General features: G+C 70.0%; 22 protein-coding genes and 1 tRNA gene. 5 read left to right on the top strand and 18 right to left on the bottom strand.

Features of this window, described 5'->3' with window-relative positions; all coding sequences use genetic code 11:
* Positions 1–953, top strand: a 953-nt coding sequence (locus EHW97_RS14280; protein ID WP_133424841.1) for an HNH endonuclease signature motif containing protein, incomplete at its 5' end; no start/stop codon positions are given.
* A gap of 42 nt (positions 954–995) precedes the next feature.
* On the opposite strand, the gene EHW97_RS14275 is transcribed toward EHW97_RS14280, so the two are convergent.
* The 8 genes from EHW97_RS14275 to EHW97_RS14240 form a co-directional block, all read right to left on the bottom strand.
* A tRNA-Asn gene (locus EHW97_RS14275) sits at positions 996–1,068 on the bottom strand.
* Positions 1,069–1,101: 33 nt separating this feature from the next.
* Complete coding sequence (locus tag EHW97_RS14270) at positions 1,102–1,674, bottom strand: sigma factor (RefSeq protein WP_124237845.1); 573 nt, start codon at positions 1,672–1,674, stop codon at positions 1,102–1,104.
* Between the two features lie 78 nt (positions 1,675–1,752).
* Positions 1,753–3,654, bottom strand: coding sequence for a DNA primase (dnaG, locus tag EHW97_RS14265; RefSeq protein WP_124237844.1), 1,902 nt, complete (start codon positions 3,652–3,654; stop codon positions 1,753–1,755).
* 17 nt (positions 3,655–3,671) lie between these two features.
* Positions 3,672–4,901: a deoxyguanosinetriphosphate triphosphohydrolase gene (locus tag EHW97_RS14260; protein WP_124237843.1), complete on the bottom strand. Its 1,230-nt coding sequence runs from the start codon at positions 4,899–4,901 to the stop codon at positions 3,672–3,674.
* A gap of 18 nt (positions 4,902–4,919) precedes the next feature.
* Entirely contained in the window at positions 4,920–5,771 is an 852-nt protein-coding gene (gene mutM / locus EHW97_RS14255) for a bifunctional DNA-formamidopyrimidine glycosylase/DNA-(apurinic or apyrimidinic site) lyase (RefSeq protein ID WP_124237842.1), read from the bottom strand.
* Positions 5,755–6,453 (bottom strand): ribonuclease III, encoded by a 699-nt coding sequence (gene rnc / locus EHW97_RS14250; protein WP_124237841.1) that lies wholly within the window; start codon positions 6,451–6,453, stop codon positions 5,755–5,757. Before rnc ends, mutM begins: the two co-directional genes overlap by 17 nt.
* Positions 6,454–6,462: 9 nt before the next feature.
* Complete coding sequence (gene rpmF / locus EHW97_RS14245; RefSeq protein ID WP_121795321.1) at positions 6,463–6,648, bottom strand: 50S ribosomal protein L32; 186 nt, start codon at positions 6,646–6,648, stop codon at positions 6,463–6,465.
* A gap of 2 nt (positions 6,649–6,650) precedes the next feature.
* Positions 6,651–7,175 carry a YceD family protein gene (locus EHW97_RS14240; protein WP_124237840.1) on the bottom strand — a complete coding sequence of 175 codons (525 nt, stop codon included), beginning with the start codon at positions 7,173–7,175 and terminating at the stop codon, positions 6,651–6,653.
* Positions 7,176–7,308: 133 nt separating this feature from the next.
* Here EHW97_RS14240 and dinB point away from each other — a divergent pair, with 133 nt between their 5' ends.
* Complete coding sequence (gene dinB / locus EHW97_RS14235; RefSeq protein ID WP_124237839.1) at positions 7,309–8,472, top strand: DNA polymerase IV; 1,164 nt, start codon at positions 7,309–7,311, stop codon at positions 8,470–8,472.
* Here the strand turns inward: dinB and coaD are convergent.
* The 4 genes from coaD to EHW97_RS14215 are packed head-to-tail and all read right to left on the bottom strand — an operon-like array spanning position 8,457 to position 13,252.
* Positions 8,457–8,936 (bottom strand): pantetheine-phosphate adenylyltransferase, encoded by a 480-nt coding sequence (coaD, locus tag EHW97_RS14230; RefSeq protein ID WP_124237838.1) that lies wholly within the window; start codon positions 8,934–8,936, stop codon positions 8,457–8,459. The two genes, dinB and coaD, sit on opposite strands and share 16 nt — an antisense overlap.
* 1 nt (position 8,937) lies before the next feature.
* The gene (gene rsmD / locus EHW97_RS14225; RefSeq protein WP_124237837.1) at positions 8,938–9,489 is read right to left on the bottom strand and encodes a 16S rRNA (guanine(966)-N(2))-methyltransferase RsmD; all 552 of its coding nucleotides are present in this window, start codon (positions 9,487–9,489) and stop codon (positions 8,938–8,940) included.
* Positions 9,486–11,660: an ATP-dependent DNA helicase RecG gene (gene recG / locus EHW97_RS14220; protein ID WP_124237836.1), complete on the bottom strand. Its 2,175-nt coding sequence runs from the start codon at positions 11,658–11,660 to the stop codon at positions 9,486–9,488. The genes rsmD and recG overlap by 4 nt, the downstream gene beginning before the upstream one ends.
* Positions 11,660–13,252, bottom strand: a complete 1,593-nt coding sequence (locus tag EHW97_RS14215) for a DAK2 domain-containing protein (protein WP_124237835.1) — start codon at positions 13,250–13,252, stop codon at positions 11,660–11,662. Before EHW97_RS14215 ends, recG begins: the two co-directional genes overlap by 1 nt.
* 130 nt (positions 13,253–13,382) lie before the next feature.
* Between EHW97_RS14215 and rpmB the strand changes: the two genes are divergently transcribed.
* Together rpmB and EHW97_RS14205 are read left to right on the top strand one after the other, a co-directional pair.
* Positions 13,383–13,568 carry a 50S ribosomal protein L28 gene (gene rpmB, locus EHW97_RS14210; protein WP_124237834.1) on the top strand — a complete coding sequence of 62 codons (186 nt, stop codon included), beginning with the start codon at positions 13,383–13,385 and terminating at the stop codon, positions 13,566–13,568.
* 66 nt (positions 13,569–13,634) lie between these two features.
* Positions 13,635–15,056, top strand: a complete 1,422-nt coding sequence (locus tag EHW97_RS14205; protein ID WP_124237833.1) for an amidase — start codon at positions 13,635–13,637, stop codon at positions 15,054–15,056.
* Between the two features lie 6 nt (positions 15,057–15,062).
* Here EHW97_RS14205 and EHW97_RS14200 read toward each other — a convergent pair whose 3' ends face one another.
* Genes EHW97_RS14200 through EHW97_RS14180 form a run of 5 tightly spaced genes read right to left on the bottom strand, consistent with a single transcriptional unit; the run spans position 15,063 to position 19,203 of the window.
* The gene (locus EHW97_RS14200; protein ID WP_124237832.1) at positions 15,063–15,689 is read right to left on the bottom strand and encodes an alpha-ketoglutarate-dependent dioxygenase AlkB; all 627 of its coding nucleotides are present in this window, start codon (positions 15,687–15,689) and stop codon (positions 15,063–15,065) included.
* Positions 15,690–15,721: 32 nt separating this feature from the next.
* Entirely contained in the window at positions 15,722–16,012 is a 291-nt protein-coding gene (locus tag EHW97_RS14195; RefSeq protein ID WP_124237831.1) for a hypothetical protein, read from the bottom strand.
* Positions 16,009–17,427, bottom strand: a complete 1,419-nt coding sequence (locus tag EHW97_RS14190; protein ID WP_124237830.1) for a wax ester/triacylglycerol synthase family O-acyltransferase — start codon at positions 17,425–17,427, stop codon at positions 16,009–16,011. The genes EHW97_RS14195 and EHW97_RS14190 overlap by 4 nt, the downstream gene beginning before the upstream one ends.
* A 1-nt stretch (position 17,428) precedes the next feature.
* The gene (locus EHW97_RS14185) at positions 17,429–18,571 is read right to left on the bottom strand and encodes a CpaE/TadZ family protein (RefSeq protein WP_124237829.1); all 1,143 of its coding nucleotides are present in this window, start codon (positions 18,569–18,571) and stop codon (positions 17,429–17,431) included.
* Positions 18,568–19,203 (bottom strand): CpaB family protein, encoded by a 636-nt coding sequence (locus tag EHW97_RS14180; protein WP_124237828.1) that lies wholly within the window; start codon positions 19,201–19,203, stop codon positions 18,568–18,570. Before EHW97_RS14180 ends, EHW97_RS14185 begins: the two co-directional genes overlap by 4 nt.
* A 92-nt stretch (positions 19,204–19,295) precedes the next feature.
* On the opposite strand from EHW97_RS14180, the gene EHW97_RS14175 reads away from it, so the two are divergent.
* Complete coding sequence (locus EHW97_RS14175; protein ID WP_124237827.1) at positions 19,296–19,538, top strand: helix-turn-helix domain-containing protein; 243 nt, start codon at positions 19,296–19,298, stop codon at positions 19,536–19,538.
* Here the strand turns inward: EHW97_RS14175 and EHW97_RS14170 are convergent.
* Entirely contained in the window at positions 19,492–19,983 is a 492-nt protein-coding gene (locus EHW97_RS14170) for a hypothetical protein (protein ID WP_124237826.1), read from the bottom strand. The two genes, EHW97_RS14175 and EHW97_RS14170, sit on opposite strands and share 47 nt — an antisense overlap.
* Positions 19,984–20,005 lie beyond the last annotated feature (22 nt).

The following is a 20,005-nucleotide window of genomic DNA, read 5'->3' as shown; positions in this document are numbered from 1 at the left end:
GGTCCGAGCACCAGGCCTCGGGCCGGATTCTCGAGGCCGAGACCGCGCGTGATGACCTGCCAAACGTCTGGAAGGCCTTCGGCGAGGGAGAGATCGACGCTGCGCGTGTCTCCGTGATCGCGAACGGCGCATGGAAACTCACCCAGGCCCGCTCCATCGAGAAGCTCGATGCACGTTCGGTCGCCTACGCGGCCACCCACAACGTTGGCGAACTTCGCCGGTGGGTCAAGCGGTTCATCGCCCGCGTCGAACCGGACGAGGTCGAGAAGCGCTACGCGGACATCGTCGCCGAACGGTCGGTCACCATCCACTACGATGAAGACGGCACCGGCAGCCTCTACGCCGAGAACCTGCCATCGTACGTCCTGGCTGGAATCGATCAGCGACTCGACCGCGCCGCCAAAGCCATCACCGACGACGACCGGACCCTCCATCAGCGCCGCGCGGACCTGCTCGTGGAGGCACTCGACCACATCGACCCGGACAACGAACCCGCCCGCACCCCGAACCTCGCGATCGGTGTCATGGTTCCCGCGTCGACCCTGGCAGGCATCGATGATCAGCCCGCGATCAGCGCCGACCGGGACTGGGTCATCCCGGCCAACGTGCTCCGCACACTCGCCGAGAGCAGCAACCCGTTCTGGTACCGGCTCACCACCGACGACAAGGACGATGTCCTCGCCGTCAGTTACCGCGGATACTCACCACCGGACCACCTCAAGAACGCCATCCGCTACAGAGACGGCACCTGCAGATACCCCGGATGCGCCACCAAGGCCACCAACTGCGACCTTGACCACCGAGAACCCTGGCCCGACGGCCAAACCTGCGCCGACAACCTCTGGGCGTTATGCCGCCATCACCACAAGCTCAAAACCTTCGACCACGCCGTGCCCATCCCACACGAGGACGGCTGGGCCTGGGACGTCGGCGGCACCGTCCTCACGGAATGACGGCGGAAAAGCGAAAGGGCCGCGTTGCCGCGACCCCGTGTGCTCCCCCGGTTGGACTCGAACCAACAACCCTCCGGTTAACAGCCGAATGCTCTGCCAATTGAGCTACAGGGGATGGGCTCCTGCAGGAGGAGCACGGTCTATGACTTTAGCAACCCCCTCCTGACAATGCGACACCGGGTCGGCCCCACTGACGTCGCAGACGATTCAGGGCCCGTTCCTCCCGTGTCCGTACCTGGGATTCGGTGAGCCCGAACAGCATCGCGACCTCGCGGCGACTCCGGGGAGTCCCATCCTGGCCGAGCCCGAATCGGCTGCGGAGCAGCTCGGCGTCGCCCTCGTGGAGCCCGTCGAGCAGGTCGTCCGCCGGACCGGTTTCGGACGGGGCCGTGGGCTCGATCGTCGTCACCGGTACACGCCAGCGCGGGCTCATGGCGCCGTCGATGGCCGCCCACGCGAACGTCGCCAAGCGAACGTTCCGCTCCGGATCGAACCGATCCACTGCGCCGATCAACGCGACCACCCCGTCCTGCACCGCGTCGTCGAACTCAGCCCCGACCCTCCCCCGGCGCAACGCATGCAGCACGACCCACCGCAGGCCGGCGCGGATCAACCGCTCGCGCGCCTCGCGGTCGCCGGCAGCAGCACGCCGCGCAAGCTGCTGTTCGGTCGACCGATCGAGAGCCGGCAGCGCGAGGATCTGACGAGCAAAGGGCGACATGCCCCCACCGTGGCCGACCTCAGCCGCAACCGGGAGGCCGTTCCTGGTCGCTGTGGACGCCGCGGCCCGTCCACAGCGTCAGAGCTGCTCCATCGCGCCGATGACGCGCTCGCGGAAGTCGCGCCGCTGCTGCTCCAACGCCACCAGCTCGCCGAACATCCGGTTGTAGGTCTCGGCCTGCTCGACCGGATTCGTGCGCTGCAGGCGCGACTTGACCTCGACGATCCGCCGAGCCACGGTCAACTCCTGCAAGCGCGCGAGCACCGCCGCCACCACCGCCTGGGTCGACCGCTCGGAGGAGTGGAGCGGCTCCACGGCCGCGACGCCGAGAACCCGGCGGAAGGCATCGTCGGTCACCGAATCCGATAGGCCCGGAAGCCAGCTCGGATCTGGAGCATCAGGCAGGCCGCGCTGCTCGATGCGACGCCACAACTCTTGGGCCACGGGATGCGTGAAGTCGTTCTCACCGATGTCGTCGGCCAGCGGCTTGGCGAGATGCGGGAACTGGACGATCGCCTTGAGCGCCTCGCGTTCATCGGCGAACTGCGGGGCCCCGAAGCTCGGTCCGGCCGGAACCGCCGCGGGCGCCGCAACCGGTCCCGACGCGGCAGCAGACGGCGCAGTGGCACTGCCCGACGAGGAACGGCTCGAGCCCTGAGACGCCTTGAACTCCTGGCGCACCTGGTCGACGTCGGCCCCTACCCGGCTGGCGATCTCGCGCAGGAACTCATCGACCTTCGACTTGTCGCGGATCGCGCGCGCCAGACCCACGGCCTCGCGGATGGCGTCGACCCGCTGGTCACCGCGGTCGAGGTCGTAGCGCGTGAGGGTGTTGTCGAGCACGAAGCGGTACAGCGGGACGCGGGAGGCGACGAGTTCGCGCACGGCGGCGTCGCCGTCGGCCATCCGCAGGTCGCACGGGTCCATGCCGCGCGGCTCGACGGCCACGTAGGTCTGACCGGCGAACTGCTCGTCGCCGGCGAACGCCTTCATCGCGGCGCGCTGTCCGGCTTCGTCGCCGTCGAACGTGAAGATGACCTCACCGTGGAAAGCGTCGTGGTCGAGGAGGATCCGGCGCAGGACGCGGGCGTGATCCTCGCCGAACGCGGTGCCGCAGGTCGCGACGGCCGTCGTCACCCCGGCCTGGTGGCAGGCCATGACGTCGGTGTAGCCCTCCACGATGACGGCCTGGCTGCGCGAGGAGATGGTGCGACGCGCGAGGTCGATGCCGTACAGGACGTGGCTCTTCTTGTAGATCGGCGTCTCGGACGTATTGAGGTACTTGGCCTCGATGCGGTCGTCGTCGAGCATCCGGCGCGCGCCGAAACCGATCACCTCACCGCTGATCTCCTTGATGGGCCACAGCAGGCGCCCGCGGAACTTGTCGTACAGGCCGCGCTGTCCGCGCGCCGCGAGGCCGCCGACGATGAGGTCCTCGTCGCTGAATCCCTTGGACTTGAGGTGACTGACCAGGGCCTCTCCCCCGCGCGGCGCCCAGCCCATCGAGAACATCTCCGCGGCGGCACGGTCGAATCCACGGTCGGTGACAAACTGACGCCCGGGCTGCGCCTCGGGGGCCACCATGAGCGCTTCGTGGTAGAACTCCGCGGCGAGCCGGTGCGCTTCGAGCAGCCGCTGACGCTGACCGGGGTCGCGGCGGGGACCGACCGGGCCGCCTTCCTCGTAGCGCAGCTGGATGCCGTACTTGCCGGCGAGCCGTTCCACCGCCTCAGCGAAACCGAGGCCTTCGATCTCCATGAGGAACTTGATGGAATCGCCGCCCGCGCCGCAACCGAAGCAGTGGTAGAACCCCTGAGCCGGGCGCACGTTGAACGACGGCGTCTTCTCATCGTGGAAGGGGCACAGCCCCTTGCGGGCGCCGCCGCCGGCGTTGCGCAGCGTGACGTACTGTTCGACGACCTCGTCGATCCGCACACGCTCGCGGACGAGTTGGATGTCCTCGTCCTTGATGCGTGCCATGCCTGCATCCTATGACGTCACAGAAGCAGCCTGTTGGCCCAACTCACAGCGGACAGATCGGTGAGGCTGGCGACCTGATCGAGGATCACCCGATGCCGCCCCGCGTCGTCCTCCGCGGCCGCGAAGTCCTGCGCGAAGTCGGGATCCAGGTGCTCGTCTCCGGTCTTGACGAGCACATCGACGAGCTCCGTCAGCAGCTCACGCTGTTCGCGCAGCGAGGCCGTGCGATCCTCGCTGCGCATCATGTGATGGGCCGCGATGGCTTTGAGCACGAGGATCTCGTCGGCGGTGTCACCGGGAATCTCGAGGTCGGCCTCGTAGCGCACGAGGGGCCCGGTTCCCCACGCGTCGACGGTGGCCCGCTGGGCGGCGACCGCGAAGCGCCCGATGAGCGCACTGGTGAGGCTCTTGAGTACTGCGCGCGCGGCACGACTCCCGTCGAATCGCCGCTGCGGCCATTCGGGCATCCGGCGGAGACGTTCCAACGCCGCCGTAAGCCGCTCGTCGGAGGCTGACGGCTCGTACCATTCACGCGCGACAGCATGTACCTCCGACAGCTCGAGCCCGTCGACGAGATCGAACCATCCCGCGACCACTCCGTCCTCGACGTCGTGCACGGAGTACGCGATGTCGTCGGACAGGTCCATGACCTGCGCCTCGATCGGCCGGCGGAACGTGCCCCGGGCGTCGGAACGGAGCCAGCGGAAGATCTCGAGGTCGTCCGTGTAGACGCCGAACTTGTGGCCGCCGTCGGGCGCCTCCTCCCGCGTCCAGGGGTACTTGACGCAGGCCCCCAGCGTCGCGCGCGTCAGGTTCAGCCCCACGCTTCGGCCGTCCGCCGTGACGGTCTTGGCCTCGAGTCGGGTGAGCAGGCGCAGTGTCTGCGCATTGCCCTCGAAGCCGCCGATCTGCTCGGCGGCGGAGTCCAGGGCGGCTTCCCCGTTGTGTCCGAACGGCGGATGGCCGAGGTCGTGCGCGAGCGCCGCGGAGTCGACGATGTCCGGATCGCACCCCAGCGCCTTACCCAGCTCACGGGCGACCTGGGCGACCTCGAGCGAGTGGGTCAGCCGGTTGCGCACGAAGTCATCGACGCCGGCACCGAGTACCTGCGTTTTGGCCGAGAGCCGACGCAGCGCCGACGAGTGGAGGATGCGCGCACGGTCGCGCTCGAACGGCGTACGCCCGGGCCGCTTCGGCGACTCGTCGACGTAACGCGCCCGCGCCTCGACCCCGTACAGCTCGCTCATCGCGGCGAGCCTACCGCGTTACCAGCGCCCGTTACGGGGACGCGGCTGGCAGCGGGGGCACCAGTAGCTGGAGCGGTTCATGAAGGCGTCGCGGCGGATGGGGGTGCCGCACCGGTCGCACGGCTCACCCTCGCGGCCGTACGCGTGCAGGGAGCGATCGAAGTAGCCCGACTGACCGTTGACGTTGACGTACAGCGCGTCGAACGACGTGCCGCCCTCGGCGAGCGCATCGGTCATGACATCGCGCAGATGCCCGAGCAGACCGTCGATCTCGCGAGTCCGCAGGTGCCTGGTGTTGCGGGCGTAATGCAGGGGCGTGCGCCACAGCGCTTCGTCGGCATAGATGTTGCCGACGCCCGAGATCAACGTCTGGTCGAGGATGGCGCGCTTGACGCCCGTTTCGCGCCGCCGCAGCCGACGGGCGAACTCCGCCGCATCGAAGAGCGGGTCGAGGGGGTCGCGGGCGATGTGCTCGATCTCGGGCGGCAGCTGGGCGCCGCCCTCGCTGACCGACAGACCGCCGAAGATGCGCTGGTCGACGAAGCGGAGCTCGGAGCCGTCGTCCAGCCGGAGCCGTACGCGCAGATGGCGCGGATCGGCGATGTCCGGGGAACTGACCAGGAGCTGGCCGCTCATGCCGAGGTGACCGAGGATCGCGTCGTCGTCGTCGAGCGGGAGCCACAGGTACTTGCCGCGGCGTTCGGCGGACACGATGCGACGGCCGCGCAGTCGCGCGACGAAATCGGTGGGTCCGGGGCCGTGCCGGCGAACGGAACGTGAGTCGAGGATCTCGACGTCGGCGATGCCGCGCCCGACGACGTGCTCAGCCAGGCCGCGGCGGACGACCTCGACCTCAGGGAGTTCGGGCATCCGCCAGTTCGGCGTTGATGGCGCGCCACGCGACCTCGGCGACCATCTGCTCGGCTTCCTTCTTCGAGCGGCCCTCGCCGCCCTCGAACGTGCGGTCGCCCACGACGACGCGCGCCGTGAACTTCTTGTCGTGATCGGGTCCAGTGCCCTCGAGCTGGTACTCGGGGACGCCGAGACCGTTACTGGCCGCGATCTCCTGCAAGGAGGTCTTCCAGTCCAGACCCGCGCCCAGGGACGCTGCAGCGGCGATCACCGGATCGAAGATCGCGTGGATGACCTCGCGGGCGCGCTCGATGCCGAACTGCAGGAACACGGCGCCGATGACGGCTTCCATCGTGTCCGACAGGATCGACGCCTTGTCGCGGCCACCGGTCGTCTCCTCGCCGCGGCCGAGCAACAGGTGATCGCCGAGGCCGAGGGTACGCGCCACCTCCGCGAGCGCCTTGGCGCTGACGACGGCGGCCCGCAGTTTGGCGAGCTGACCTTCCGGGAGCTCGGGGTGCTCCCGGAAGATCGACTCGGTGACGACAAGCCCCAACACCGAGTCGCCGAGGAACTCCAGGCGCTCGTTGTTGGGGACGAGTCCGTTCTCGTACGAGTACGAGCGATGTGTCAGGGCATGCTGCAAGAGCTCGGGGTCGAGATCGGGGACCCCGAGGACATCGCGCAGCTCGTCAGCCACGAAGACGGGTCAGAGAACCTGACGCCGCTCGCCACGCGCGCCGTACTGGCCGCACTCGGCGCACGCGCGGTGCGGCACGACCTTGGCGTTGCAGGCGGGGTTGGCGCAGTCGACGGTCTGAACCGCGGTGGCCTTCCAGGCCGAACGACGGTGACGCGTGTTGCTGCGCGACATCTTCCGCTTGGGAACTGCCACGATTACTCCTCGTTGTGCTCGGTCAGATGGGTCAGCGCCGCCCACCGGGGGTCGATCGCCTCACCGTGTGTGTGGTCTGGATCATCCGCGAGCCGGGCCCCGCATTCAGGGCACAGTCCCGGACAGTCCGGATCACACAACGGGTTCTGCGGCAGTGCGAGCACCACCGCGTCCCGCAGGACGGGCTCGAGGTCGAGCAAGTCTCCCTCGAGGGCCAACTCGTCCTCCCCCGGATCGTCGTAGACGTACAGCTCCTGGAAGTCGACGTCGAGATCATCCTCGACGCGCTCCAGGCACCGCACGCATTCGCCGACCACGTGGGCGGACGCCGTGCCGGTCGCCAGGACGCCGTCCATCACCGCTTCGAGCCGAAGCTCGAGCTCGATGGGCGACCCTTCCGGGACTCCCAGCACGTCGAGGCCGAGATCAGCGGGTGCGTCCAAGGTACGGGCGTACGTCTTCTCGGTTCCGGGGCGGCGCCCCAGTACCTGAGTGTCGAACACCAGGTCACCGGAAGACACGGTCATTCCTTCGTTGTCAGCACAGCAGATCACGACCTGCGAACAGGCCGACGTCCATCGTAACCCGCCGCACCACACCAGCACCAATCGGCCCGGCGCGCCCGATCGCGATGTCAGTGGGCCGCGCGACGATCGTGCCATGAGCACCGACGGCAGCGAGGAAGGCATCCTGCATGCCGACCTCGATGCCTTCTACGCCTCGGTCGAGCAGCGCGACGAGCCGAGCCTGCGCGGGCGCCCGGTGATCGTCGGCGGCGGTGTCGTGCTGGCGGCCAGTTACGAGGCGAAGGCGCGAGGCGTGCGCACGGCGATGCCCGGGCGGCAGGCCCGCCGTCTCTGCCCCGAGGCGGTCGTCCGGTCACCGCGGTTCGAGGCGTACACGGCGGCCAGCCGGGCGGTGTTCGCGATCTTCCGCGACGTCACGCCGGTGGTCGAACCACTCTCCATCGACGAGGCCTTCCTCGACGTGAGCGGTCTACGGCGGCTGCGCGGGCCCGCGCTGCCGATCGCGGCGGCGCTCCGCGACCGCGTGCGGGTGGAGGTCGGGCTCCCGATCTCGGTGGGCGTGGCGCGCACCACGTACCTCGCCAAGGTGGCGAGTGCCCTGTCCAAGCCCGAAGGCCTGCTGCTCGTCCCCCGCGAATCCGAACTGACGTTCCTGCACGCCCTGCCGGTCGAGCGGCTCTGGGGCGTCGGCGACGTCACCGCACGGAGCCTGCATCAGGCGCGCATCCGGACCGTCGCCGACATCGCCCGCACCGATGAGGCTGAACTCGCCGCGGTGATCGGTCCTGCCGCCGCCCGTCACCTCAGCGCGCTGGCGCACGGCCGTGACCCCCGACGGGTCGATCCGGGAGTCCGACGGCGCTCCATCGGAGCGCAGCACGCCCTCGGGCCGGCGGTGCGGTCAGAGCGTGAGATCGAGACGGTCCTGCTCGGCCTGGTCGACACCGTGAGCCGGCGTCTACGCGCCGGAGGGCTGACGGCACGCACGGTCACGCTGCGCTGGCGATTTGGCGACTACCGCCGGGCCACATCCTCGCGCACGCTCCGGGTTCCCACCCACGACACGGCACAGATCGCCCGGGTGGCCGCGGCGCTCCTCGGCGAGCGGTCACGCGACATCCGTCGTGACGGCCTGACCCTCGTCGGCGTCGCGCTGAGCGGACTCGACCGCCACGGTGCGCAGCTGGCGCTTCCCCTCGAGGGCGAGCCGGACCCGCGTCTGGACGACGCGTTGGACGCCGTGCGCCAGAGATTCGGCACGAGCGCCGTGCGGCGGGCCGTTCACGTGCGGGAGTAGGCCTCCTGCAGGGCCTTGAGCACGTGCGGCGGCACGAGATCGGTCACGTCGCCACCGTGCTTGGCCACTTCCTTGACGAGGCTCGACGCCAGATAGGCGAACTCGGGACCGGTCGGGATGAACACCGTCTCGATCCCCGTGAGGCTGCCGTTCATCTGCGCCATCTGCAGCTCGTAGTCGAAGTCCGAGACGGCCCGCAGCCCCTTGACGATCGCCTGCACGTCGTGGTCGCGGCAGTAGTCCACGAGCAGTCCGCGGAAAGAGTCGACGCTGACGTTGTCGAGGTCAGCGACCGCCTCACGCAGCAAATCCATCCGCTGTTCGATCGAGAACAGGCCCTTCTTGGACTCGTTGATGAGCACCGTCACGACGACCTCGTCGAACAGGTGCGCCGCCCGCCGGAAGATGTCGACGTGACCGTTGGTCACGGGGTCGAACGAACCGGGGCAGACCACCTTCGTCATGTCAGCGACCGTACCAAAGGTGAGTCTCGCCGTAGGCCTTGTCTCGCAGGGCGTCGACACCCTCCGGCCACGACCAGGGATCGCGCGAGGAACGTTCCACGACGAGCAGGGAGTCCTCGGTGCGCCAGACGCCGATGGTCAGACGCGAGACCAGTTGCTGCAAGGCCGCGGTCTCGAGCGCGTAGGGCGGGTCGAGGAACACGAGGTCGTAGGGGTCGGTGGGCGGCGTGGCCACGAATCGCTCGGCGGTGGTGCGGTGCAGGCGCGCGCCCTGAGCGCCGAGTTCGCGGATGTTGCGGCCCACCACCGTGGCGGCTTTGCCGTTGGCCTCCACGAGATCGGCGTGCTCGGCGCCTCGGGACAGGGATTCCAGGGCGAGCGCACCGGAGCCGGCGAACAGGTCGAGAACGCGGACCCCGTTCCAGCCGCCGAGCTCGGAGGCGACCGACGCGAACAACGCCTCGCGGACGCGGTCGGTGGTCGGGCGGGTGGTGGCGCCGCTCAACGTCGCCAGCCGGCGTCCACCCCAGACGCCGGCGATGATGCGGGTCATGTGCGCTCCAGATACTCGGCTTGCTGGGTTTCCTCGAGACGCAGCACGGCGTCACGCAGGGCCGGCAACGACGCAAGCTCGGGATCGTCGGCCACCACCTTCATCGCGACGTCGCGCGCCTCGGCGATGACCTTGTCGTGCGCGACGACCGACAGCAGCTTGAGGCTCGACCGGTGACCCGACTGGCGCGCACCGAGGACATCGCCCTCACGGCGCAGCTCGATGTCGAACTCGGCGATCCGGAACCCGTCGGTGGTGGACGCGACGGCGTCCAGCCGCTCGCGGGCGAGAGTGTCGCCCACGACGCTGGTGACGAGGAGGCAGAGGCCGGGGTGGCCGCCACGGCCGACCCGACCGCGCAGCTGATGCAGCTGTGACAAGCCGAAACGGTCGGCGTCGAGGATGACCATCATCGTCGCGTTGGGGACGTCGACGCCGACCTCGATGACCGTCGTCGCGACCAGAACGTCGAGGTCGCCGGCGGCGAACGCCGCCATCGCGGCGTCCTTCTCATCGGTCGGCATGCGCCCGTGGAGCGTCCCCAGGCGCAGACCCTGCAACGGTCCGTCGCGCAGCAGCTCGACGACGTCGAGCAGCGCGACGGGCCGCGGCTGGTTCGACTCCTGCGACTCGGTGTCCTTCTTGGCGTCGTCGTCATCGCCGCCGATGCGCGTGGTGACGATGTAGACCTGCCGGCCCTGCGCGACCTCCTCGCGCACCCGCTCCCAGGCGCGGTCGAGCCAGGCCGGATGCTCGGCCACCGGCACCACGGTCGTTTGGATCTGCTGCCGGCCGGCCGGCAGCTCCTGCAGCGTGGACGTCTCGAGGTCGCCGAAGACGGTCATCGCGACGGTCCGCGGGATCGGCGTGGCGGTCATGACGAGGACGTGCGGCGCGACGGCGGCGCGGTCGACGAGTGCGGCGCGCTGCTCGACGCCGAAGCGGTGCTGTTCGTCGACGACGACCAGGCCGAGATCGGCGAACTCGACGGTGTCCTGCAGGAGGGCGTGGGTGCCCACGACGATGCCCGCCTCGCCCGACACGATGTCGAGCAGCGCCTCCTTGCGGGCCTTGGCACCCATCGAGCCGGTGAGCAGGCGCACGCGCGTGGCTCCTTCGGCTCCGCCGAGCATGCCGCCCTTGGCGAGGTCGCCGAGCTGCGTGGTGATGCTGCGGTAGTGCTGAGCCGCGAGCACCTCGGTGGGAGCGAGCAGCACAGCCTGACCGCCGTTCTCGACCACCCGGAGCATGGCGATGAGAGCGACGACGGTCTTGCCCGACCCCACCTCGCCCTGCAGAAGCCGGTGCATCGGGTGGGAGCGCTCGAGGTCACGGGTGATCGCATGGATCACCATCTGCTGTCCGTCAGTGAGCACGAACGGCAGCCGGTCGACGAAGCGGTCGACGAGGCCGCCGGGCACGCGGGGTCGCGCCACCGCGGGCTCGTCGTCGAAGGCGCGCCTCCGTCGCGCGAAGATCGTCTGGAGGACGAACGCCTCGTCGAAGCGCAGCCGTTGCTGGGCGTTCCACCACTGGCTCCGGCTCGTGGGCTGGTGGATATGACGAAGCGCCGTATCGAGGTCAGGCCATCCGCGCGCCTCGCGCACGTCGACCGGGAGCGGGTCGTCCGGCGGATCGAGCACGGCGAGGACCGTCGCGACGGCGTTCTCCAGCTCCCACGACGCGATGGTCGAGGTGGCCGAGTACACCGGGATGATGCCCCGCGCGTACCCGCTCTCGACGTCGGTGAGCGATCCCCCGTCCGGAAGCTTCTTCATCACCGGGTGGGTGAGCTGCGGCTGGCCGCGGTACTCGCCCACCACCCCGGCGAACAGCTGAAGCGAGTCGGGCTTGATCGACTTGACCAACCAGCTCTGGTTGAAGAACGTGGCCGTGAGCGTCGTACGGCCGTCGGTGAAACGCACCTGGGTGCGGGTGCGGCGGGGGTTGGACCGCAGCGAGAAGTTTTTGACGTCGACGACCCGCGCCACGAACGTGACGTACTGACCGGGCTCGAGATCAGAGAGCGACTCCGACTGCTCCAGATCGATGTAACGCCGCGGATAGTGCGCCAGGAGGTCACCGACCGTCTCCATGCCGAAGGCCTTGTGGAGCTTGGTGGCCGAGTCCTTGCCCACCACCGGACCGAGTTTGCTGTCGAGACTGACCATCACTCCACCGCGATGAACAACGTGTACTTCTCCTGACCACCGTCGTGCACCACCACGTCGACGTGCGGCTGCTCGACGGCGAGCCAGCGGCAGATCGCGTCGGTGAGCCCGGTGGGGCATTCGGCACCCGTCACGAGCGTGACCATCTCGGCCCCGGCGGAATCGAGACGGGCGAGGATCTCTCGCGCGACCTGCGTCTGGTCGTCGCCGATGACCGCGAAGTCGCCGTTGACGACGCCGAGCACATCGCCGCGCTCGCACGGTCCGGCCATCGTGATGCCGGCGTCGGTCGCGACCGTCAGGGCGCCGTGCTTGGCGTGAGCGGCCGCCGCGGACATCGCGACGACGTCGTCGTCGAAGTCGCGGCCGGGGTCGTGGACGGCGAGCGCGGCGAGAGCCTGCACCTGGGCGTGTGTGGGAAGGACGGCCACCCGCGCACCGGCGTCGCGGAGCTGCTTGGCGGCGGCCTCGAAGGGACGCACGTGGCCGAAGCGGTTGGGCAGCACGATGACCTCCTCGGCGTCCACGCTACGCAGCGCCGCCGACATCTCCTCGACCGTGAGGGGGTGCCCGGCGGAGAACTCCACCGCGACTGCCCCGCTGTCGCGGGTGAGCTCGGCCAGACCGGTGCCGGTGACGGCACTGACGACGACCCGTTGCCGCCCCGGACGTGCCCCGCCGCGGCGATGCTCCGCGAAATGCGTGACCTGAATGCGGTACGGCCGTCCGGCCGCGATGCCCGCTTCGATCGCGGCGCCGACGTCGTCGACGTGCACGTGGACGTTCCACAACCGGTCGCCGCCGATGACCACGAGGGAGTCGCCGAGCGGCGCGAGCGCCTCCCGCAACGCCGGCACCGCGTCGTCGTCGGCCTCGAGGAGGTACATGACCTCGTACCCGGGTCCGTCCTCGACGAGGTCGGTCCCAGGCTCGTGCCCAGGCACCGGAACGTGCGACGGCGCCGGGGGCGGGATGCGGCCGGTCAGGGCCTGCGCCGTGGCGTCGAGGAGGACGACGAGCGCGCGTCCTCCGGCGTCCACGACACCGGCCCGGGCAAGCCGCTCCATCTGCGACGGCGTGCGTGCCAGAGCGCCGCGGGCCGCGTCAGCCGCGGCTTCGAAGACGTAGCGTGCCGATCGCCCCTCGGCCGCCGCATCGCGGGCACCGTCGGTCGCGGCGGCCGCGACCGTCAAGATGGTGCCTTCCTGGGGGTCCTGCACCGCCGCGTACGCCGCCGTCGTCGCGGCTTTCAGGGCCGCCACGACGTCGTCCGGCCCGATGACCTCACACCGGTACAGCACGCGCAGGCAGCCGCGCAGCAATTCGGCGAGGATGACGCCGGAGTTGCCTTGCGCGCCGGTGAGCACTCCGATGACGAAGGCGCGGACCAGCGCCTCGGTGCCTTCGTCGTCGGACACCTCCGACAGCGCCTGGTACCCCGACTGCACGGTGAGGTAGGCGTTGGTGCCGGTGTCGCTGTCGGGCACGGGAAACACGTTCAGCGCGTCGATCTCGGCACGTGCGGCGGCGAGCGCCTGAGCGCAGCCACGCGCCCAGTCGCGGAACCGGGACGCCTCGATCGTCAGGGGCATGGGCATGAGGTTAGCGGGCGATTCGCGTCCGGCGCGCATCGTCGGCTATCCTAGAGAGGTTGTCCGCCGATGTACGTCGGCGAGACACCCCGATTCGAGTACAACAACGTGATTGTCAGGAGTGGTCGCTGTGGCAGCGGTCTGTGATGTGTGCGGTAAGGGACCCGGCTTCGGCCACAACGTCTCCCACTCGCACCGACGCACGAAGCGTCGTTTCGACCCCAACATCCAGCGCGTGCGCGCCGTGGTCAACGGCACGCCCACGCGTCTGAACGCCTGCACCGGGTGCATCAAGGCGGGCAAGGTCACCCGCTGACGCACCGGTGAGACAGGAACGGCGATCCCCCTCCGGGATCGCCGTTCGTGCTTTACGCTCGGGCTCATGTCACCGCGCGTTCACGCTTTCACGACCGACGACGTCCTCGGCGACCTCGACGCCGTGGGACTCGCCGCGGCCATCGCCGCAGGAGACGTCAGCCCGCGGGAGGCCGCCGACGCTGCGTTGGCTCGCGTCGACCGGGTCGCCCCCGCGCTGAACCCCATCGCTGTCGACGACCGGGATCGCGCGCTCAAACGCGCCGTCGACGCCCCGTGGTCTCCCACCTCGGCCTTCGCCGGCGTGCCCAGCTACATCAAGAACAACACCGCGTTCGCGGGCATCCCGACGCGGCACGGCTCACCTGCCACGCCCGCACGCGCCGCCCTCGAGAACGAACCGTTCACCGACCAGTTCTGCGCGACCGGCGTGAACGTCCTCGGTGCGACCACGCTTCCGGCGTTCGGGCTGACCGCGACCACCGAGTTCGCGGACGACGAACCGACCCGCAACCCGTGGAACCCGGAGTACTCCAGCGGCGCGTCCTCGGGCGGATCGGCGGTACTCGTCGCCGCCGGTGCTGTGCCGATCGCCCACGCCAACGACGGCGGCGGCTCCATCCGCATCCCGGCCGCCGCGTGCGGCCTCGTCGGCCTCAAGCCCACACGCGGACGGCTCGTGACCTCCGAGCAGGGCAAGGGAATGCCGGTCGACCTGATCGCCAACGGCGTGGTGACGCGCTCGGTGCGCGACACGGCGCACTTCCTCGCCGCTGCCGAGCGGTACCGCCCGACCACCGCACTCCCGTTCATGGGACTCGTCGAGGGACCCGCTCGACGGCGCCTTCGCATCGGCCTCATCGACACGCCGATCACGGGCAACGCGCTCGACGCCGACACCGCCACCGCCCTGAACGAGGCCGTCGAACTGCTCACCGATCTCGGCCATGACGTGGTGCCCGTCCCCATGCCGGTCGACAAGGCGTTCATCGGCCACTTCACCCATTACTGGAGCCTGCTGGCGTTCGCGATCCAGCGCAACGGCCGCAAGATGTTCGGCACCGCCTTCGATCCCACGCTCCTCGACCCGTTCACCCGCGGGCTCGCGGGGCAGTTCCTTCGCGGCGTCTGGCGGACGCCCCGCGCCGTCGCCGCCCTCGCGAACAGCAAGAAGCGCTATCACCGCGCGTTCCGCGGCGGCATCGACCTCATCTGCTCACCCACCTTGGCGCACACCACGCCGAAGATCGGCTACCTGGACCCTGCGGGCGATTTCGAGGAGATCTTCGACCGGCTGGTGCGCTACGTGTCGTTCACGCCGCTCAACAACGCCGCCGGCGGGCCGGCCATCAGCCTGCCGCTCGGCCAGAGCGGTGAAGGACTGCCGATCGGCATCCACTTCTCCGCCGACCACGGCGACGAACGCACACTCCTCGAACTGGCCTACGAGCTGGAGGCCGCGGAGCCCTTCGCCCGCATCCAGGACTGACGGCGGTTACAGCACTCCCCGCGGCCGGAACTGGACGCTGATCCGGGGGCCGGCCGGCTTGGCGGTCTTGAGGATCGCGTGTTCCCACGTGCGCTGGCAGGAGCCGCCCATGACGATCAGATCGCCGTGGCCGAGGGTGTAACCGATCTGCTCCCCGCCTCCGGCAGGCCGCAGGCTCAGTTTGCGGTGCTCCCCGAGCGAGAGGATGGCGACCATCGTGTCCTCACTGCGGCCTCGGCCGATCCGGTCCCCGTGCCACGCGACCGAGTCCCGGCCGTCGCGGTAGTAGCAGAGGCCAGCGGTCACGAACGGCTCGCCGAGTTCCTTCAGATAGTGGTCGTTCAGCGCGTCGCGGCAGGCGTCGAGGGCGGGGTCGGGCAGCGGGTCACGAGCGCCGTAGTGGCACAGCAACCGCGGCACGTCCACGACGCGTTCGTACATCTCGCGCTGCTCCGCGCGCCAGGGCACCTCGCGCTGCAGCTTCTCGAACAAGGCATCGGCGCCCTGCAGCCAGCCGTACCGCAGGTCGACCCACGCCCCGCGCGACAGCGTGACGCGTTCGACCTGAGCGCCCAGCGCACCGACCTCCGCCTGCTCCGCTCCGCCGTCGAGCAGGGAACCTTGGAACCACATGCCGCCACGATACGACGGATCGAACAGATGTTCTAGTGGGTGACGTGGGCGATCACGGAGTCGAGTTCCTGCGGGGCGAACCAGGCGAGGTCGCCCGAGCCGTCGATGTCGGTGTGGAGAGCCACGACCTCACGCAGCGTGACGGGCTGCTCGTCGTCATCGATCTCGGCGACCACGACGACAGGGCCGTCCTCGGCCGCGGCCAACATCGCCTCGTACTCGTGCTCCTCGTCCTCGGACTCGGCGAGCACTGCGGGGCCGTAGAGCTCGCCGGCTCGCAGAGCTTCGAGCCCGCCGGCATCCGTGCCGATGTAGATCCTCATCGTGCTCCACCCTTCTCCGGTCGCTTGCGCCCGCGCGGAGCCCGGCGCCGTGGACTGGTGGTCTCCACGAGTTCCTCCACGGCCTCGTCCACGCACTGCGCGAGGACGTCGACATCGGGCACCGCTTCGCGGTCCGCGACGATACCGAAGTACGCCCGGCCCTGGTACGTGGTGATCCCGATCGCGAGCGGCCGGCGGCCGGTGAGCGGGATCGCGGGGTACACCTGGTGCAATTGCTGGCCGCCCATGAAGACCGGTTCCTGCGGCCCGGGGACGTTCGTGACGACGAGCTGATAGCCGCGGGAGGCCTCGTTCTCGGCGACCCGCGCGCCGACCGCATGGAACGTCGAGGTGGCGAAACCCGGCAGGTCCGCGAGCGTCTGCGCGGCGACGGCATCGCCGGTCTCGCGGTGCGCCTTGAGGGCGTACGACACCTGGTGGAGCCGGACGACGGCGTTGGTCTCCCCCACGGGCAGCGACAGCAGATGGCCGCGCACGCGCGAACCGAGCGAGGTCGGTAACGAGTCGTCCTCGGCACCCTTGAGCCGCACCGACATCGGCACCATCGCGCGAAAACTCGTGGACGCCGAAACCGGCTCGGCACGAGTGAGCAACCAGCCCCGCAGCGCACCGGCGATCGCCGCGAGCAGGACGTCATTGACGGTGCCCCCGTGCTCGTCGCGCACCCGGCGCAGATCGTCGAGCGAGGCCGAGGCGGTCGCGAAACGGCGATGCCGCGACAGCGGAGCGTCGAGAGCACCGATGCGAGCCGGATCCGGGCGCGGCATCGGGATGCGCGACAGCAATCGCTCGGCGCGGAAGGCCGAGTTGCTGAGGATGGTGCCCGGATGGACCACCTGATCGCGGATCGAGGCAAGAGCCAGGGAGACGGCGCTGGGGGTGCCCCGGGGCGCCCACTCCTGGTGCGGCAGCTCGCGCACGTCGGCGGAGTCCTCGAGCAACACCTGCGCGAGGTCGACCGTGTGCGAGCCGTCGACGAGCGCCTGATGAGCCTTGAAGAGCAGAGCGGTGAGTCCGCCCTCCAGCCCCTCGATGAGGTACAGCTCCCACAGGGCGCGGTCGTGGTCGAGGCGTCGGGCGATCAGTCTCCCGACCAGATCGTGGAGCGCCTGCATCGTGCCGGGGCGCGGCAGGGCCGACCGCCGGACGTGCAGCGAGACGTCGAAGTCCTCGTCGTCGACCCAGACGGGCAACCCCAGGGCGCCGGGTACCGGACGAGGGACCTGCCGGTACCGCGGGACGAGGTCGAGGCGCTCGGAGATCAGCTGCAGCAGCGTGTCGTAGTCCAGCGGCCGCTCTCCCGGTTGGAGCAGCACCAGCGAGGCGATGTGACGAGGAGACTCCGGCGCGTCGCGCTGCAGGAACAACGCATCGAGCGGGCTGAGTCGTCGCATGTCACTTCCTGGTCGAGATGCTCGCGACCCTATCACCGACGTCGTTCCACAGCTCCCGAGCCAACCGGTCGATGCGGGCGACCCAGGGCGACGTGGGAGCGGCTTCGCGGACCGGTATTCCATGCAGGGCGGCGGTGTCGTGAGCGTGCGCGTCCTCCGGCAGGAAGGCCCTCACCGGGTGCCCGCTCACCTCACGGACCATGGCCGCGATCTCGCCGTCACTCCAGCCGAGCGAACTGCGCACGTGGTTGACGACGACCCACGGTGGAGCCGACCACGGGCTGCCGTCGTCGAGGCATCGCAGCAGCCGCGCGAGGCCGAGTGGCTCGGCACGTCCGACGACGACCGTGACGTCGGCACGGTCGAGGGCCGCGATCGTGGCTTGGTCGCGCGCCGGCCCCGGCCCGACAGCACCCTCGTTCCCGAAGCCGGTGTCGAGCACGACGAGGTCGTGCGTCGCGGCAAGACGGTCCAGCACGGCGTGAAGCGCCGCGGGCCGGACCTGCGTCCACATGTCGGCACGGGGCAGGCCGGTGAGGACCTCGAGCTGCGGTGCCACGGCGGTGACCGCCGCGTCCACCTCATCGGGACGACCGGCGTTGGCGCTGCGACACGCCGCCACGAGGCCACTCACCTCGTCGAGAAGGCCGAGCGCCTGCGCCACCGCGCCCCCGTGGGGGTCGACGTCGACCACGACCGTCGAGGCATGCCGGGACAACGACGCAGCGAGTTCCACTGCGACGCTCGTGCGACCCGGGGCTCCCGTCGGCCCCCACACGGCGATGACGGGAGACGTGGGCCGCTCCTTGACCGGTGCACGGACCGAACGGCGCAGGTCCTCCCGGGCGAGCTCATCGAGCGCACCAGGCTGGACCGCGGAGACGATGCCGAGCTCGGGCACCACCTCCCCGAGCCCGACGACCGCGATGCCACCCTCGCGAAGCCGGCTCACCGCATCCATGTCGAGACCCCCGAGCTGCGGATCGACGACGGCGACCTGCGCGCGTCCGGTGTCCCTCAGCGCCAGCAGATCCGCGGCGTCCACACAGCGGCGTGCCAGTGTCAGCGCCGCCGATCGTTCGATCTCCTCGAGCACGCCCGCCTCCCAGCTCGCGCCCCCGGCAGCGACCGCGACGGCGATCACGAGCGCCGCACCAGCGTGACGTGACCCGCCCCGACCGAGGCCACGGTGGTCGCCGACGGAGGTTCCTCGCCCACGCCGACGACGACCGTCGCGGCACCGCCCGTGGGCGCTGGATCGACCCCGACCACGCGGACGTCGGCGAGGACGCGTTGCGCCGATGTCGCGGCCGCCATCCCTTCCTGCGGCCCCGGTCCGACCCAGACGTCCACCCGGTCACCGGGCGCGAGGTCGGCGGGCATCGCTCCTTCTCGGACCGCGAGCGGGACTTCATGATCACCGACGACGTCGCCGACCCACGCACCCTCGGGCACGATCACCCCGGCAGGCATGTCGTGAGCCCACACGGTGCCGGGCTCGATCGTGGCGTCGGCGGGGACGACGGCGTCCTGGACCGCACCCTCGAGCCGGGCGCGGGTCGCGACCAGTTGCTCCTCGCGCACCGGCTCCCCTGCCCGGACTCCGTCGCGGACCGACCAGTAGAGCTCGTCGTCGGCGAGCCCGGCCACGACCCATCCGCCCGCCGCTGTCGCGGCGAGCACGAGCGCGAGCCCCAGCATGAAGCGGGGCGAACGCCAGGGACCGGATCGCCAGCGGCGCGCCGTCCGCGTCGCGGTTCCGGTCCGAGTACTCATGGCACCAGTCCTAGCGGATCGGGACGACATCGTCCAGATCGGCTATCCACACGGTGGACAACGGCGGGCCCGCCGCGTGCGAGAATGCCGACATGTCCTCGCAGCAGCGGTTCATGTCGATCCCCGACGTCGCCGAGGTCCTCAACGTCAGCGTCCGTCAGGTGCGGGCTCTGCTGACCTCGGGCGAACTGCGCGGCATCCAGATCGGCGGCCGCGGCGTGTGGCGTATCGAGCACGACGAGTTGGAGCGCTTCATCGCCCGCCAGTACGAGCGGACCGCCGAGCAGATCAACGCCGACGCCGCACGAGAGCGATCGCGGACCACGGAATCGTGACCACGTGCCCCGTCACCGTCCGCAGCATCACGGCATCGGCGGCGACGGCGCGCACCTCACCCTCGGCGACCTGACCGTCGACGCGCACGAGGCGCACGGGATCGCCGTCGTCACGCGCCGCGCGAAAAGCTCCACCCCAGCCGACGCGCGTGTGTGCCGCCGGCTCACCCTCGCCTCCGCTCACGGCCATGACCGCAGAGCGCGCGACGAGCACGTCCTCGTGGATACCGGCGAGGTGAACGAAGTGATCGGTGACGGCGCTGACCGTTCCGGTGATGTCCCCGGCTCCCCGCACCGACACCACGATGTCCCCGGCCAGCCCCTCGGCCCACGACCGTTCCGCGAGCAACTCGTCCCTCAGATCGTCGGCCAGCGCGTCGCGCTCGACTCGCACCACGTCCTCGACCGAGGCCTCGAGATCGTCGAACAGCCGGTCCCACCGCATGCCGTCACCGTACCCAACCGAG

The sequence above is a fragment of the Aeromicrobium camelliae genome, assembly GCF_003850045.1.
Taxonomy (GTDB): Bacteria; Actinomycetota; Actinomycetes; order Propionibacteriales; family Nocardioidaceae; genus Aeromicrobium; species Aeromicrobium camelliae.
This window is presented reverse-complemented; position numbering and strand designations above follow the sequence as displayed.

Bases quoted from the DNA above. Each gene is read 5' to 3' on its own strand.
- EHW97_RS14270 (WP_124237845.1), bottom strand. From the start codon at position 1,674: ATGTCGCCCTTTGCTCGTCAGATCCTCGCGCTGCCGGCTCTCGATCGG.
- dnaG (WP_124237844.1), bottom strand. From the start codon at position 3,654: ATGGCACGCATCAAGGACGAGGACATCCAACTCGTCCGCGAGCGTGTG.
- EHW97_RS14260 (WP_124237843.1), bottom strand. From the start codon at position 4,901: ATGAGCGAGCTGTACGGGGTCGAGGCGCGGGCGCGTTACGTCGACGAG.
- mutM (WP_124237842.1), bottom strand. From the start codon at position 5,771: ATGCCCGAACTCCCTGAGGTCGAGGTCGTCCGCCGCGGCCTGGCTGAG.
- EHW97_RS14240 (WP_124237840.1), bottom strand. From the start codon at position 7,175: ATGACCGTGTCTTCCGGTGACCTGGTGTTCGACACTCAGGTACTGGGG.
- dinB (WP_124237839.1), top strand. From the start codon at position 7,309: ATGAGCACCGACGGCAGCGAGGAAGGCATCCTGCATGCCGACCTCGAT.
- coaD (WP_124237838.1), bottom strand. From the start codon at position 8,936: ATGACGAAGGTGGTCTGCCCCGGTTCGTTCGACCCCGTGACCAACGGT.
- rsmD (WP_124237837.1), bottom strand. From the start codon at position 9,489: ATGACCCGCATCATCGCCGGCGTCTGGGGTGGACGCCGGCTGGCGACG.
- recG (WP_124237836.1), bottom strand. From the start codon at position 11,660: ATGGTCAGTCTCGACAGCAAACTCGGTCCGGTGGTGGGCAAGGACTCG.
- EHW97_RS14215 (WP_124237835.1), bottom strand. From the start codon at position 13,252: ATGCCCCTGACGATCGAGGCGTCCCGGTTCCGCGACTGGGCGCGTGGC.
- EHW97_RS14205 (WP_124237833.1), top strand. From the start codon at position 13,635: ATGTCACCGCGCGTTCACGCTTTCACGACCGACGACGTCCTCGGCGAC.
- EHW97_RS14200 (WP_124237832.1), bottom strand. From the start codon at position 15,689: ATGTGGTTCCAAGGTTCCCTGCTCGACGGCGGAGCGGAGCAGGCGGAG.
- EHW97_RS14195 (WP_124237831.1), bottom strand. From the start codon at position 16,012: ATGAGGATCTACATCGGCACGGATGCCGGCGGGCTCGAAGCTCTGCGA.
- EHW97_RS14190 (WP_124237830.1), bottom strand. From the start codon at position 17,427: ATGCGACGACTCAGCCCGCTCGATGCGTTGTTCCTGCAGCGCGACGCG.
- EHW97_RS14180 (WP_124237828.1), bottom strand. From the start codon at position 19,203: ATGAGTACTCGGACCGGAACCGCGACGCGGACGGCGCGCCGCTGGCGA.
- EHW97_RS14175 (WP_124237827.1), top strand. From the start codon at position 19,296: ATGTCCTCGCAGCAGCGGTTCATGTCGATCCCCGACGTCGCCGAGGTC.
- EHW97_RS14170 (WP_124237826.1), bottom strand. From the start codon at position 19,983: ATGCGGTGGGACCGGCTGTTCGACGATCTCGAGGCCTCGGTCGAGGAC.